This is a genomic window from Lacinutrix sp. MEBiC02404 (assembly GCF_053601575.1).
The window spans coordinates 116,511-129,406 of record NZ_JBSHNV010000220.1 but is presented as its reverse complement, the minus strand read 5'-3'; the positions used below and the strand labels follow the sequence as shown (position 1 = coordinate 129,406).

General features: G+C 32.7%; 15 protein-coding genes. 6 read left to right on the top strand and 9 right to left on the bottom strand.

Going from position 1 to position 12,896, the window contains the following annotated elements; all coding sequences use genetic code 11:
* Positions 1-175 precede the first annotated feature (175 nt).
* A complete protein-coding gene (locus tag ACVCXO_RS14995; protein ID WP_452230404.1) occupies positions 176-1,177 on the bottom strand; it encodes an NAD(P)H-dependent glycerol-3-phosphate dehydrogenase in 1,002 nt (333 codons plus the stop codon).
* Between the two features lie 164 nt (positions 1,178-1,341).
* On the opposite strand from ACVCXO_RS14995, the gene ACVCXO_RS14990 reads away from it, so the two are divergent.
* Positions 1,342-2,304, top strand: a complete 963-nt coding sequence (locus tag ACVCXO_RS14990) for a nicotinic acid mononucleotide adenyltransferase (RefSeq protein WP_452230403.1) — start codon at positions 1,342-1,344, stop codon at positions 2,302-2,304.
* Positions 2,305-2,552: 248 nt separating this feature from the next.
* Positions 2,553-3,050, top strand: coding sequence for a peptidoglycan-binding protein LysM (gene lysM, locus ACVCXO_RS14985; RefSeq protein WP_452230402.1), 498 nt, complete (start codon positions 2,553-2,555; stop codon positions 3,048-3,050).
* A 240-nt stretch (positions 3,051-3,290) separates the two neighbouring features.
* Here lysM and ACVCXO_RS14980 read toward each other — a convergent pair whose 3' ends face one another.
* The 4 genes from ACVCXO_RS14980 to ACVCXO_RS14965 form a co-directional block, all read right to left on the bottom strand.
* A complete protein-coding gene (locus ACVCXO_RS14980) occupies positions 3,291-3,725 on the bottom strand; it encodes an RbsD/FucU domain-containing protein (protein ID WP_452230401.1) in 435 nt (144 codons plus the stop codon).
* A gap of 10 nt (positions 3,726-3,735) precedes the next feature.
* Entirely contained in the window at positions 3,736-4,317 is a 582-nt protein-coding gene (nadD, locus tag ACVCXO_RS14975; protein ID WP_452230400.1) for a nicotinate (nicotinamide) nucleotide adenylyltransferase, read from the bottom strand.
* 1 nt (position 4,318) lies between these two features.
* A complete protein-coding gene (gene gmk / locus ACVCXO_RS14970; protein WP_452230399.1) occupies positions 4,319-4,918 on the bottom strand; it encodes a guanylate kinase in 600 nt (199 codons plus the stop codon).
* A gap of 67 nt (positions 4,919-4,985) precedes the next feature.
* Complete coding sequence (locus ACVCXO_RS14965) at positions 4,986-5,843, bottom strand: YicC/YloC family endoribonuclease (protein WP_452230398.1); 858 nt, start codon at positions 5,841-5,843, stop codon at positions 4,986-4,988.
* A gap of 112 nt (positions 5,844-5,955) precedes the next feature.
* Between ACVCXO_RS14965 and ACVCXO_RS14960 the strand changes: the two genes are divergently transcribed.
* Positions 5,956-6,435 (top strand): acyl-CoA thioesterase, encoded by a 480-nt coding sequence (locus ACVCXO_RS14960; protein ID WP_452230397.1) that lies wholly within the window; start codon positions 5,956-5,958, stop codon positions 6,433-6,435.
* A gap of 3 nt (positions 6,436-6,438) precedes the next feature.
* Here ACVCXO_RS14960 and ACVCXO_RS14955 read toward each other — a convergent pair whose 3' ends face one another.
* Positions 6,439-7,332 carry a DMT family transporter gene (locus ACVCXO_RS14955; RefSeq protein ID WP_452230396.1) on the bottom strand — a complete coding sequence of 298 codons (894 nt, stop codon included), beginning with the start codon at positions 7,330-7,332 and terminating at the stop codon, positions 6,439-6,441.
* A complete protein-coding gene (locus tag ACVCXO_RS14950; RefSeq protein ID WP_452230395.1) occupies positions 7,325-7,678 on the bottom strand; it encodes an arsenate reductase family protein in 354 nt (117 codons plus the stop codon). Before ACVCXO_RS14950 ends, ACVCXO_RS14955 begins: the two co-directional genes overlap by 8 nt.
* A gap of 74 nt (positions 7,679-7,752) precedes the next feature.
* On the opposite strand from ACVCXO_RS14950, the gene ACVCXO_RS14945 reads away from it, so the two are divergent.
* Positions 7,753-8,208, top strand: coding sequence for a DinB family protein (locus ACVCXO_RS14945; RefSeq protein ID WP_452230394.1), 456 nt, complete (start codon positions 7,753-7,755; stop codon positions 8,206-8,208).
* Here ACVCXO_RS14945 and ACVCXO_RS14940 read toward each other — a convergent pair whose 3' ends face one another.
* Positions 8,209-8,934: an RsiV family protein gene (locus ACVCXO_RS14940; RefSeq protein ID WP_452230393.1), complete on the bottom strand. Its 726-nt coding sequence runs from the start codon at positions 8,932-8,934 to the stop codon at positions 8,209-8,211.
* Positions 8,935-9,194: 260 nt separating this feature from the next.
* On the opposite strand from ACVCXO_RS14940, the gene ACVCXO_RS14935 reads away from it, so the two are divergent.
* Entirely contained in the window at positions 9,195-10,334 is a 1,140-nt protein-coding gene (locus ACVCXO_RS14935) for a cystathionine gamma-synthase (RefSeq protein WP_452230392.1), read from the top strand.
* Positions 10,335-10,409: 75 nt separating this feature from the next.
* Here ACVCXO_RS14935 and ACVCXO_RS14930 read toward each other — a convergent pair whose 3' ends face one another.
* Positions 10,410-11,207 (bottom strand): THC0290_0291 family protein, encoded by a 798-nt coding sequence (locus ACVCXO_RS14930; RefSeq protein WP_452230391.1) that lies wholly within the window; start codon positions 11,205-11,207, stop codon positions 10,410-10,412.
* A gap of 242 nt (positions 11,208-11,449) precedes the next feature.
* Here ACVCXO_RS14930 and gdhA point away from each other — a divergent pair, with 242 nt between their 5' ends.
* Positions 11,450-12,793, top strand: coding sequence for an NADP-specific glutamate dehydrogenase (gene gdhA, locus ACVCXO_RS14925; RefSeq protein ID WP_452230390.1), 1,344 nt, complete (start codon positions 11,450-11,452; stop codon positions 12,791-12,793).
* Positions 12,794-12,896 lie beyond the last annotated feature (103 nt).

The window sequence follows — 12,896 nt, the reverse complement described above, 5'->3', positions numbered from 1 at the left end:
TACACACTATTTATGTACAGAAAATGCAATTAGCAAATAAGTGCGTTAGCGATTGCAGTGGCATCCTTTTGCTTTTTTGCAAAAGATATAACGAAAAGCGCGACCATTTTGAAGCTTTTCAGCGAAAGATGGTAACGCCCAAATAATCTAGATAAAATAGAATAAGTTCCTAGTTTTAATCCAACTTATCTGTCAGTTTTTGAAACACCTTTTTAGCGTCTTTACCTTCATATAAAATCTCGTAGACTGCATTTATAATTGGTAGTTGCGTTTTTTTCTTGTTGTTTTTGTTTAATAAATGTGCCGATTTTGTGGCGTAGTAACCTTCTGCAATCATGCTCATTTCTAACTGTGCAGATTTTACAGTGTAGCCTTTACCAATCATGTTTCCAAATAGTCTGTTTCTTGAAAAAACAGAGTAGCCAGTTACTAATAAATCGCCTAGGTACGCCGAGTTGTTAATATTACGTTTCATTTTGTGCATTTTTTTAATAAAACGCTTCATTTCACGAATGGCATTACTCATTAATACACTTTGAAAATTATCACCATAACCTAAACCATGCGCAATTCCGGCAGCAATGGCGTAAATGTTTTTAAGCATTGCAGCGTATTCTGTACCAATGACATCATCACTAATTTTGGTTTTAATGTAATCACTAGATAGCGCATCTGCTATATTTTGCGCTTTTTCGGCGTCTATACATGAAATAGTTAAATAGGATAAACGCTCTAAAGCTACTTCTTCTGCATGGCAAGGTCCAGAAATTACGGCAATATTATCTAGTGGAATTTTATACACATCGTGTAAATGCTCGCCAACTAATTTTCCGGTTTCTGGAATGATGCCTTTTACTGCAGATACTACAATTTTATCTTGAATATTATAGGTAAGCTTTTCTAATTCCGAATGCATAAAAGCAGAAGGTATCACAAAGATTAGCACATCTGCATAAGCAGCCATTTCATTGATGTCATTCGAGAGTTTTAACTGTTCTAAATGAAACTCAACAGAACTTAAATAACTTGGATTGTGCTGTTCTTTTAATAGATGTTCTTTAATATAAATGCTTCGCATATACCAACCAACTTCTTTTTGGTTTTCACATAGCATTTTTACAATTGCAGTAGCCCAACTTCCGCTACCAAAAACAGCATATTTTAAAGGTTTGCTCATTAAAAATATTTTCTTTTTAATTTCCGTGACAACGGAAAACGTAATTATTAGAGTTTCAAAAATAAGCAAAATATCAATCATATTATTCTATTGATAATCAATACTTTAATTTTTTTGGCACAGGTTTTGAATATCTAAAAGTATTAACTTTAAAACGAACGATTATGAAAACGACAAAACTACTTTCGATATTTGCTAGTATAGCATTCTTATTTACGTCCTGTTATCATGAAGATGTTTATGTAGACGATTACAATAACAACAACAATAACCCGGTACCAACAGTTTCATTAAACCAATTATTAGGGACTTATGAATTGTGGTATTTGGATATTAATCAAACGGTAGGATATGGAGAAACACGTTTTTTACAAACGGCTTTTACCATATCGTTTAGAAACGGAGTGCTTTACGCAAACAATAACTTGGTAGGAATTGGTAGTCAAGGAAATGGTTTTGGAATTTCGGTTGGTTATTATGATACCTATAATATGATTTTAGATGTAGATCATGCTATAGATGGTTTTGAAACCTTTGATGTGTACCAAATAGATTATAACACGATAGAATTGTATAATCCTAATAATGATACTTCGTATTTTTTACATGGTTACCAACGTGCATCTTTTGATTATGACTTTGTTTTTTATGATAACATTCATTATTTCATGCAAGAATATGAAGCTTGGGAAAAAACATTCACTAGTAACTACGGTGCTTTAAACGAATTTGATAACGAAAACTACCTGCAGTTTTTAACTGGAGGAAATGGATCTACTTTTAGAAGTTCACAAGATGCCACAGGAACAAATGCTAATAATCTATATTGGGATTATTCAGGAATTTATGGCATTGGAGATGTAAGCGGAAATATATACCAAAAAACATTAACATTAGATTATGATTACTTCGACAATGAATTTTTCGAATTGAGCGTTATTAATGATAGTACAATAGAATTGTTTCACAATGCTTCTGGAACCTTATACGAGTTTAAAGGAAGAGGTTATATACCGTATTTAAAAACAGGAACCACAACAGATAAAACAAAAGCAAGTACCGAAAAGAAACGTGTACAACGTGCTGCGAAAAAGGAAAATACAAGAGAGAACACACGTACAAAATAGTGTTACCTCATTAAAATTTTGGTTGGTTAGTTAATAGGAAACCGTTTAAAGAGAAATCTTATAGCGGTTTCCGTTTTTATACATATTAACAAACTTATGAAACCCATAGAAAAACAGCTAAAATGTTATCTTTTATCGGTGAAATACCATTATAGTGCATTTGGCACATTAGTTGTAATCTTAAATTAGATTTAAAAAAAGATTTTTTATCTTTACATTAATTAATATTTAACACTTAAAAAAACATTATGGGATTATTTTCATTTATTAAAAATGCAGGAGCAAAAGTTTTCGGAATAGGTAAAACTACAGAAGAAGAAGCGGCAGAAAAATTAGCAACAGCAACAGCAGAAGAGCTAAAAGAAGAAACACTAGTTGCTAAAAGATTAGAAGCAACAGTAAGAGATTTAGACTTACAAGTAGAAGGTTTAAATATATTTATTGATGATGATGCAGCAACTATTTCTGGTCTTGCTTTTGATCAAGCAACCAGAGAGAAAGTAATATTAGTAGTAGGAAACTCTAATGGTATTGCAACTGTAGATGATAAAATGGTAGTTAAAAATGTAGAACCAGTAGCACAGTTTCATACGGTAGTAAGCGGAGATACTTTAGGTAAAATTGCTAAGAAGTATTACGAGAATGCAATGAAATATCCTGTGATTTTTGAAGCTAACAAACCAATGTTAGAGCATCCTGATAAAATTTATCCAGGTCAAGTATTACGTATCCCGGCTTTAGATTAAGTTTAGAATATTTATAGAATTTGAAACGCCAGCTTTATATAGTTGGCGTTTTTTTGTGCTTTTAATTTGGGTAAATTTTTTAAAGAAAAAAAACCAGGCTGTCACTACTCAATCTTTTTTGAAATTAAAAAAGGATTTCAAACAAACCGTTCCATCCTTTTTACAAAAATCGAGTACCATTTACAATTTGGTGGTAAAGTAACGTGCTTTTTATGTATAATAAAACGGAATTTCAATTTCCTAGAAATCACTTTCTTCCCGCATTTTTACTACTCCTACAATTAAGATCAAATTAGCAAAACGACGCTGTTCGCCTGTTTGAATAATTAATGTGGTATTAGGATCTCTAATTTTGTCGTAGAAAGACCAACGTTCCATCTCGTCCCAAGTTACGTCTCCTAGCATTTTTTTATATGCATGGTGTATTTCTGCATTTGCTTCAGCAGGCTTTTCCATGACGATTGCACCTTGAACAGGACAGACTTCTAATATGCCTTCCAATACAGTGAGTGCGTCTAATAATCCTGGACGAAAATTGAGATGTACAGTGGTAGAGTTAGGACCTGTCATGGCACCAACTGGTAAGTTGCCGTCTGCAATGACAACTTGAGCAAAATGGCCGGAACGAGCAAGCGCTTCCATGATTGTTGGATGTATTACTGGTGTCTTGAGCATATTTTTTTATTTATTGCCTATAAAAATTCATTTCATCCAAATACGCCCAAACATGTTCAGGTAACATGGGTTTAATGTTTTTACCAGCTTTTATAGATTTGCGTATAAAGGTAGAAGAAAGTTGTATTATTGGTGCATCTATGCGATGAATACATTCGTGATTATCAAACTGGGTTGCTACTTTTCCTTCCGAAATTCTAGGATACACATAAATGTTATTGTTTTCTAGAATCAGTTCGTAGTTTTTCCATTTATGAAAACTTTTTAAGTTGTCTTCTCCCATAATCAAACTAAAGGCGTAATCTGGGTGTTTTTCTTGAAGATGCGTTAACGTGTTAATGGTGTAATTTGGTTGCGGTAAACCAAACTCAATATCGCTAGGTTTCAGTTTTGTGTAGTCTTTTGTTGCTTGATATACCATTTCTAAACGTTGGTGGTTGTCTAGCAACGTACTTTTCTTTTTAAAAGGATTGTGTGGTGTTACAACAAACCATATTTGGTCTAAGTCACTATGTTCTGCCAGATGGTTCGCAAGGATGAGATGGCCAACATGAATAGGATTAAAAGACCCAAAGTATAAACCAACTTTCATTTTATGCCTCTTTTTTAGAATGTACAAAATTACCAACCAAAGTTTCTGCTTCTAGTAATGCTTTTTCTAGGTTATCATTTTCAATGATTACGTCAAAAAGAGGAGCAGTTGCTAATTCTGCACTCGCTTTTGCTACACGCATATTAATTTTATCGTCGGTTTCTGTTTTTCTTTTCTTAAGCCTAATTTTTAGCTCATCAATACTTGGTGGTTTTACAAAAATAGCTAAAGTCTCTTCTGGAAATTTTCTTTTAATACGTAGACCTCCAGAAACATCAATATCAAAAATCACGTTTTTACCTAAGGCCCAAAGACGCTCTACTTCAGATTTTAAAGTACCATAGAAATTATCTCTATATACTTCTTCCCATTCCAGAAAATCATCGTCTTTAATATGTTGTTTAAATGCACTTGCCGATAAAAAGTAGTAGTCTTCAGCGTGTGCTTCGGTGCCTCTTTTTTCTCTGGAAGTTGCAGAAATAGAAAATGCTAGATTTAATGCTTCTTGTTTTAGTAGGTGCCTAACAATGGTTGTTTTTCCAGATCCCGAAGGAGCAGAGAATACTATTAGTTTACCTTTTTCTGTATTATTTTTCGTCAAATCCTATTTTTTTAAATCGCTGAGAGAACCTCAGTGTAATATTTAGTTTGGAATGCGCTTTGTTTTATTAAAGGACATTTAATAATTGTTCTTTAATTTTTTCTAGCTCATCTTTCATCTGCACTACCAGTTTTTGCATTGGTGCATAATTACTTTTAGAACCAATAGTATTTATTTCTCTACCAATTTCTTGTCCGATAAACCCTAATTTTTTCCCGTTAGAATCGTCAGAATTTAAAGCAGAAACAAAATACTCTAAGTGGTTTTGTAAACGCACTTTTTCTTCCGTGATATCAAATTTTTCTATGTAATAAACCAGTTCTTGTTCAAAACGGTTTTCGTCTACTTTTTCTTTTAAATCGTCCACACCTTTACGTAAACGTTCGCGAACACCTTCAATACGTTCTGGGTCCATTTCAATAACCTGTTCTAATAAGTTTGCAATGGTTGCAATTCTATCTCTAAAATCTGCTTCGAGAACTTTTCCTTCGTCTAATCGGTAGGTATCTATTCTGCTTAAAGCTACTTTTATTTCGGCTAAAATAGTGCTCCACTCGTTTTCATCAATTTCTGCTTTTTCGGTATTTAAAGCATCAGGAAAACGAACCGCCATTTTTAATAGCTCGGTTTCATCTCCATCCACAACTTCGCGTAACTGATTCATGTATTGTTTTACAACAGGCTTATTAAGTTGTGTGGTAGTTTCTTCTCCTGTCATTTCTACATAAATAGAAAAATCTATTTTACCACGTTCTAGTTGTTTACCAATAAGTTTACGTAAGCTCAATTCCTTTTCTCTGTAAATAGAAGGCATTCTAGCGTTTAAGTCTAGGTTTTTACTGTTTAGAGATTTTACTTCTAAAGTGATTTTCTTTGTTGGTAATTGCAAAACAGATTTACCATAACCTGTCATAGAATGAATCATAAGATTTTATTTAAGTTTTACAAAGGTAACGAAAACAATAGGTTTAGAAAACACAATTTATAGTATGCGTGCATAATATATTTATGTAGATTTGTTCTTCAAAATTTAAACTATGTACACAAAACAATTTGAAATACGTTGGAGTGATGTAGATGCTAATAGACACTTAGCAAATTCTGCATATACTAATTTTATGAGTCACACTAGAATGGCTTTTTTAATGGAGCACGGCTTTACTATGAAAGAGTTAGCAATTCATAATATTGGACCAGTCGTTTTTTATGAGCACATGCATTATTTTAAAGAGGCATTTATGGGGCAACCAATTACAGTTAGTCTTGAAGTTTCTGGTTTAAGTGAGGATGGGAAATTTTTTAAGTTTGATCATAATTTTTATAACCATAAAGGCGAAAATATTGCGTTTTGTGAAATGATGGGAGCTTGGATTGACCTAAAAGCACGTAAAATGACAGATTTACCAGAAGTGCTATTAGATTTAGCGAATGCTTTTCCAAAATCGGAAGACTACAAAGTACTAACCAAAGAAGATACTAGAGCAACAGGAAGAGCTCCAAAAAATCTAGTACTCTAATTTTTAGTCTTTTAATTTAGGCGTTTTACTTACTAGATATACTCCAGAAAAAATAAGAAGCATCGCAACTATTTTTACCATGTTTATGGTGTCCACTCCCATGGCAATAGCGAAGGTTCCTGCTATTACCGGTTGCAAATAAACAAAAGTACCAACAGTAGATGCTTTTAGTTTTCTTAAAGCTAAAGGGTTTAACATGTAGGTAAAAAAAGTGGCACCTATAATTACAAAGCCTAGAGAAAAGTAAGCGTAAGGTGTGAGATTTTCCCATTTAATTTCTTGTACATCGTGGTACCCAAAAGGCAATACCATGACGAAACCTATCAAAAACAACCATTTTATAAAGGTAAAAGGGTGATATTTTTCCGTTAGTTTTTTTATGATAATGATATATATACTATAAGAAATAGCATTGGCAAAAACCATGATATTTCCTAAAAGCACATTATCTCCAAGACGAGTAGATTTCCCGTAGACCGAAAGTACTATTGCTCCTGCAAAGCCTAATAGTATTCCTGTTATTTTGAGACCTGTAATTCTTTCTTTTAAAAACAGCGCAGAAAATATCAATATAATTATTGGCGTAGTAATCATGATTACCGAAGCATGAATAGGTGTAGTAAGTTCTAAGCCTCCTAAAAACAGTAGCATGTTTGTTGCAATGCCAAATAACGCAGCTAGAAAAAAGGTTTTATAGTCTTTCTTATCTATCTTTTCTTTTGGCATAAATGCATCTAAAATCCAAAATAAAATAGTAGCACCAATAATTCGTAATAAAACGAGTCCAAAAGGTTTTATAAAGCCTTCATTCATGATAAACTTTGCAAAAGTGAAGGTTAAACCATAAAGTACTTGTACTATAAAAACAGCAACTAAGGCAAAAGTTCTATTATGCATTCAAAACCTGTTTTACCGCTTCTACATTTGCTTTAGAGTTTCCTATAAAAATGGCGTTATCTATTATAAAAACCGGACGACTTAAAAAGGTATAATGCTCTAAGATATATTGCTTGTAATCTTTTTCCGTTAAAGTCTGATTTTTTAAATCCATTTTCTTGTACAAGGTAGCACGTTTACTAAAAAGTGCTTCGTAGCTTCCTGCTAATGCTTTCATTTCTTCTAGCTCTTTTTCTGTAATTTCTTCTTTTTTAATGTCTTGTAAAATAAATTCGGAAGAAAGGTTCAATTCCTTTAAAATTCGAATACAAGTACTACAGGTTTTTAGATAGTATACTTTTTTCATACTGTACAGGTTTAAGTAACAAAGAACGTCATTTAAACTAAAAAAATAATTACTTTTAAACAAAAAATAGAAACATGAATTGGGCTTTTGATATTACCTTAAGAAATAGAAAATTATTAGAATCCATTATGGAAAATCATACTTTGGAGCAGCTAAATAAAGTTCCTGAAGGTTTTAATAATAATATGATTTGGAATATTGCACATACTATTGTTACCCAACAATTATTAGTGTATAAATTATCGACATTGCCTTCTGTTTTATCTGAAGAAATGATAGAAACTTATAGAAAAGGAACAAAGACAGAGCGCGACGTAACCCAAGCTGAGGTGAATGAAATTAAAGGTTTGTTATTTTCTACTATCGAAAAAACAAAGGAAGATTATGATAACAAACGCTTTAAAAACTATAACGAGTATATGGTTTCTACAAAAGGCGTTTTAACCAATGTGGAAGAGGCCATCGATTTTAATAGCTTTCATGAAGGGATTCATTTAGGGTATATTCTAGCGCTTAAAAGATCTTTGTAATTATATTTTTAAATAGGTGTTTGCTACTTCATACGGAATAGTAAATTCTACAATTTCTTTTTCAAAGGCGCCAACACTAAAATTATCATATAAAATAATAATGCCTTCCTCACTAAATCCTAGTGTTTCAGGTAGTTTAAATTCGTTGTTATTTAAAAGGTTATCCGCATCTGTAAATGTAGAATTTACTTCTTTGTTGTAATAATTTTCAACCAAAGCGGTGAATGCTTCTATGTTGTTTATTAAATCCTTTGTGGTTAAAAGATTTCCAGTATTGGCATCAAAATTAAAAAAACGTAATAACAAATTACTGTTAGCAGCTCCAGTGTTTATACTCGAATTCATGGCTATACACGCAAAATCGGTTGTGTTATAAATAACCTCACCATCAATTAAAGCTTCCCATTGCGGTAATTCTTCCTTTAGTTCTGAAGAAATTAAAGTATTAAAATTATCATAGGCAGTATTGAAACCTTGCATACTTTCTTCCAAAGTCTCTTTTTTTTCTGCAGCAGCATCAATATGTAGGGCATTACAAACAAAAGCATGAAGCGTATTATTGATTTTTTCTATCGCAGGACCTTTGCCTTGTGCTTTGGGCATGTTGATTTCAATGATAGTTGTAGTTTTCTTTAAAATATTAGTTTCAGAAAAAGTAAGCGTTGCACTTTCTTTTTTACAGGAAGAAAAAAGAAGAAGAAGTATAAGTAGACGAAAAAATTTCAATGTAATAATGTGTTAAAAGTTAAAGATAGATAAAGACCTATTCAACCATAAAATGTCGCATAACGCTTTGTTCTTTTTAAATTTAAATGCCTTGTTCCTAAAATTCCGAAACCATGTTATGCAATTTAATCCCAGCGTTTTTATATTCAAAAATAACTTCAGCTTTGAAACGATATTTTATAATTAATTAAATATAAAGGTATTCTTTCGGTTTGAATACAACGAATTAAAACTTATTTTTATTGTAAATTAATGTACAAATGAAATTTAATACAAAAGCAATACATGGCGGACAAAAACCAGACCCAGCTTATGGTGCGGTTATGCCTCCAATATATCAAACTACAACCTATGTGCAAACCAGTCCAGGAGAACACAAAGGCTATGCATATTCTAGAAGTCATAATCCTACCAGAAACGCTTTAGAAAATGCTTTTGCTAGTATTGAAAATGGAAACTTCGGATTAGCATTTGGTTCTGGTCTTGCAGCAATAGATGCTATTCTAAAACTTTTAAAATCTGGTGATGAGGTAATTTCTACAAATGATTTATATGGAGGAACCTATCGTTTGTTTACCAAAATTTTTGAAAATTTTGGTATTAAGTTTCATTTTGTGGGTATGGAAAACGCGAGTAATATAGAAAAGTATATAAATAAAAACACTAAACTTATCTGGGTAGAAACGCCAACAAATCCAATGCTAAATATTATAGATATTAAAGCTACTTCGGCAATTGCTAAAAAGCATACTATTTTATTAGCTGTAGATAATACCTTTGCTACGCCATATTTACAACAACCTTTGGATTTGGGAGCGGATATAGTAATGCATTCTGCAACCAAATATCTTGGCGGGCATAGTGATGTGGTGATGGGAGGTTTAGTTGTCAAGGATAAAGAACTAGCAGATAAATTATACTTTATTCAAAATGCAAGCGGCGCAATTTGTGGTCCGCAAGACAGTTTTTTAGTTTTAAGAGGAATAAAAACGCTACATGTAAGAATGCAACGGCATTGCGAAAATGGTAAAGCAATTGCAAGCTATTTAGCGGCGCATGCAAAGGTGGATAAAGTGTATTGGCCCGGATTTATAAACCACCCAAATCATGATATTGCAAAAGCACAAATGCGTGATTTTGGAGGTATGGTTTCTTTTACAACAAAAGGAAACAACTTTGACGAAGCTATTAAACTAATAGAAAAATTAAAAGTATTTACGCTAGCAGAATCTCTTGGAGGTGTGGAGTCTTTAGCGGGTCATCCTGCAAGTATGACCCATGCAAGCATACCAAAAGAAGCACGCGAAAAAATAGGTGTAGTAGATTCGCTTATTCGTTTGAGTGTTGGTATAGAAGATGAAACAGATTTAATAGCAGATTTAGAGCAGGCTATAGGATAAAACTATATTTTAGTACAAACAAAAAAACTCTAGCATTAGCTAGAGTTTTTTTGTTTTATATGTTTTTAAGTTATTTTAGTCTAAATAATAAATGTAACCAAAGTTTAGCCATAATAACCAATCATTAGCTTTATTAGATTCTAAGGTGTGGTTTAATCCATCGACCCAATTGCTATAGAAATATTGTGTTCTTAAATCGAGCATTAAATCGGAAACCACAGTAAGTTTATAACGTACACCAACACTGGCTACTGTAGACCAAGTGCTGCCAGAAGCATCGCTAATCACGTCAGAAACGGAAGATTGCCCATTTACCCAAGGTCCGAAAAAATTATTTGGATCTAGAATATTGCCGCCAGGTTCATCGGTGTATACTTTGGGGTTGTACGAGGTGTAATGTGCTCCAAAGCTAATAAAAGGAGCAAATTTGTAAGCAAAACCTTGAAAAGATCGAATACTTAAAGGAAAGTACTCTATTTGCATACCAATATCAAAATTATTAGATTCACCATGATGCGTTCTAAGTTGATCATATCCTGAACCAGGGTTATCTACCCATTCTCCAAAATGGTCTAATTTCGTTTTATTCCAAGAAAGCTCACTTCGTAATTTAAAGTGATCATTAAAATAAGTATCGGTAGAATAGCAATTACAATCTGCATTGTATGCAAAGTTTATATAGTGAACAATACCAATTCCTATCCCGGTATTTCCTGCGTCGGTTTCAAAATTATTTCGAACTCCAAAATCCGATTGCATGGCTACAGGGCCAGCAATGACACCTATTTCATGCGAAAACCCTAATTGGGCAACTGCAGCGTGCGTTCCTATTATAAAGAACAAAATGAAGGCTAATTGTTTCAAATTAAACATGGTATGATTTCAAGATTAGAGCAAAATACATCCAACAAATATATAAATTCCCTCCAAACTTGCAAATATAACAGGTAAAAGGATGAATTATTGTTGTTGTTCTTTTAGGATAACAACCAAATCTAATAAATTATTATTCAATAGGCATTGCTAAAAACAAAAAAAAAGTATGTAATTTTTAAAGATAATGTATATTTGCATATACAATATTAGATATATAATATTTCTCAAAATTTCATAAAATGGAAAATAAGATTGAAGCTTTTTTAAATATAGTAAAAGAAAAAAATAGTCATGAACCTGAATTTATGCAGGCTGTTCATGAAGTAGCAGAAACGGTAATTCCGTTTATAGAAAACAATCCTCAGTATCAAAATAAAATGTTATTAGAACGCATGGTAGAACCAGAACGTACTATAATATTTAGAGTTCCTTGGATTGATGATCAAGGTAATACGCAGGTTAATAGAGCTTTTAGAGTGGAATTTAATTCTGCAATAGGGCCTTATAAAGGAGGATTACGTTTTCATCCTTCGGTAAACTTAAGTATCTTAAAGTTTTTAGGATTTGAACAAGTGTTTAAAAACTCGTTAACCACCTTGCCAATGGGAGGAGGAAAAGGAGGAAGTGACTTTAACCCAAAAGGGAAAAGTGATAACGAAGTAATGCGTTTTTGCCAATCTTTTATGAGTGAGTTGTTTAGACATATTGGAGCAAATACAGATGTACCAGCAGGAGATATTGGTGTTGGTGGACGTGAGATTGGGTATATGTTTGGTCAGTACAAAAGATTACGTAATGAATTTACAGGAGTTTTAACCGGAAAAGGGATTTCTTATGGAGGTTCTTTAATTCGTCCAGAAGCAACAGGTTACGGAACGGTGTATTTTGCTAAAAATATGCTAGCAACTAAAGGAGATTCGTTTGAAGGAAAAACAGTGGTTATTTCTGGGTCTGGGAACGTTGCGCAATATGCTTGTGAAAAAGCTACAGAATTTGGTGGTAAAGTAGTTACTATGTCTGATTCTTCAGGTTACATTCATGATGCCGATGGTATAGATGCAGAGAAATTAGCTTTTATTATGGAGGTTAAAAATGTGAAACGTGGAAGAATAAGTGAATACACCGAAAAATATACTTCTGCAACTTTTCATGCAGGCGAAAGACCTTGGGGTGTAAATTGTGATATCGCATTACCATGTGCAACTCAAAATGAATTAAATGCAGACGAAGCAAAAGCATTAATAAATAACAATGTTATAGCAGTTGCCGAAGGTGCAAATATGCCTACAACGCCAGAAGCAATCGAAGCTTTACAAAAAGCAAAGGTGTTATTTTCACCAGGAAAAGCATCTAATGCTGGAGGTGTTGCAACTTCTGGATTAGAAATGAGTCAGAACTCTTTACGTTTCAATTGGACACGCGAAGAAGTAGATGCTAAATTAAACCAGATAATGAATGATATTCATCAGTCTTGTGTTACTTATGGTACGCAAGAAGATGGTTATATTGACTATGTAAAAGGAGCAAACATTGCAGGATTTGTAAAAGTAGCAGATGCTATGTTAGCACAAGGTGTAGTATAATATTTTATAAATATTTAAAAAAAGCTTCCTAAGACAGGGAGCTTTTTTTGTTTTTAATATATTATTTTAACACAATACTCGTTAGATATAAATATATTTGAAG

Excerpts from the sequence above, each read along its gene's own strand:
- ACVCXO_RS14995 (WP_452230404.1), bottom strand. The coding sequence starts at position 1,177 with ATGAGCAAACCTTTAAAATATGCTGTTTTTGGTAGCGGAAGTTGGGCT.
- ACVCXO_RS14990 (WP_452230403.1), top strand. The coding sequence starts at position 1,342 with ATGAAAACGACAAAACTACTTTCGATATTTGCTAGTATAGCATTCTTA.
- lysM (WP_452230402.1), top strand. The coding sequence starts at position 2,553 with ATGGGATTATTTTCATTTATTAAAAATGCAGGAGCAAAAGTTTTCGGA.
- ACVCXO_RS14980 (WP_452230401.1), bottom strand. The coding sequence starts at position 3,725 with ATGCTCAAGACACCAGTAATACATCCAACAATCATGGAAGCGCTTGCT.
- nadD (WP_452230400.1), bottom strand. The coding sequence starts at position 4,317 with ATGAAAGTTGGTTTATACTTTGGGTCTTTTAATCCTATTCATGTTGGC.
- ACVCXO_RS14965 (WP_452230398.1), bottom strand. The coding sequence starts at position 5,843 with ATGATTCATTCTATGACAGGTTATGGTAAATCTGTTTTGCAATTACCA.
- ACVCXO_RS14960 (WP_452230397.1), top strand. The coding sequence starts at position 5,956 with ATGTACACAAAACAATTTGAAATACGTTGGAGTGATGTAGATGCTAAT.
- ACVCXO_RS14955 (WP_452230396.1), bottom strand. The coding sequence starts at position 7,332 with ATGCATAATAGAACTTTTGCCTTAGTTGCTGTTTTTATAGTACAAGTA.
- ACVCXO_RS14950 (WP_452230395.1), bottom strand. The coding sequence starts at position 7,678 with ATGAAAAAAGTATACTATCTAAAAACCTGTAGTACTTGTATTCGAATT.
- ACVCXO_RS14945 (WP_452230394.1), top strand. The coding sequence starts at position 7,753 with ATGAATTGGGCTTTTGATATTACCTTAAGAAATAGAAAATTATTAGAA.
- ACVCXO_RS14935 (WP_452230392.1), top strand. The coding sequence starts at position 9,195 with ATGAAATTTAATACAAAAGCAATACATGGCGGACAAAAACCAGACCCA.
- ACVCXO_RS14930 (WP_452230391.1), bottom strand. The coding sequence starts at position 11,207 with ATGTTTAATTTGAAACAATTAGCCTTCATTTTGTTCTTTATAATAGGA.
- gdhA (WP_452230390.1), top strand. The coding sequence starts at position 11,450 with ATGGAAAATAAGATTGAAGCTTTTTTAAATATAGTAAAAGAAAAAAAT.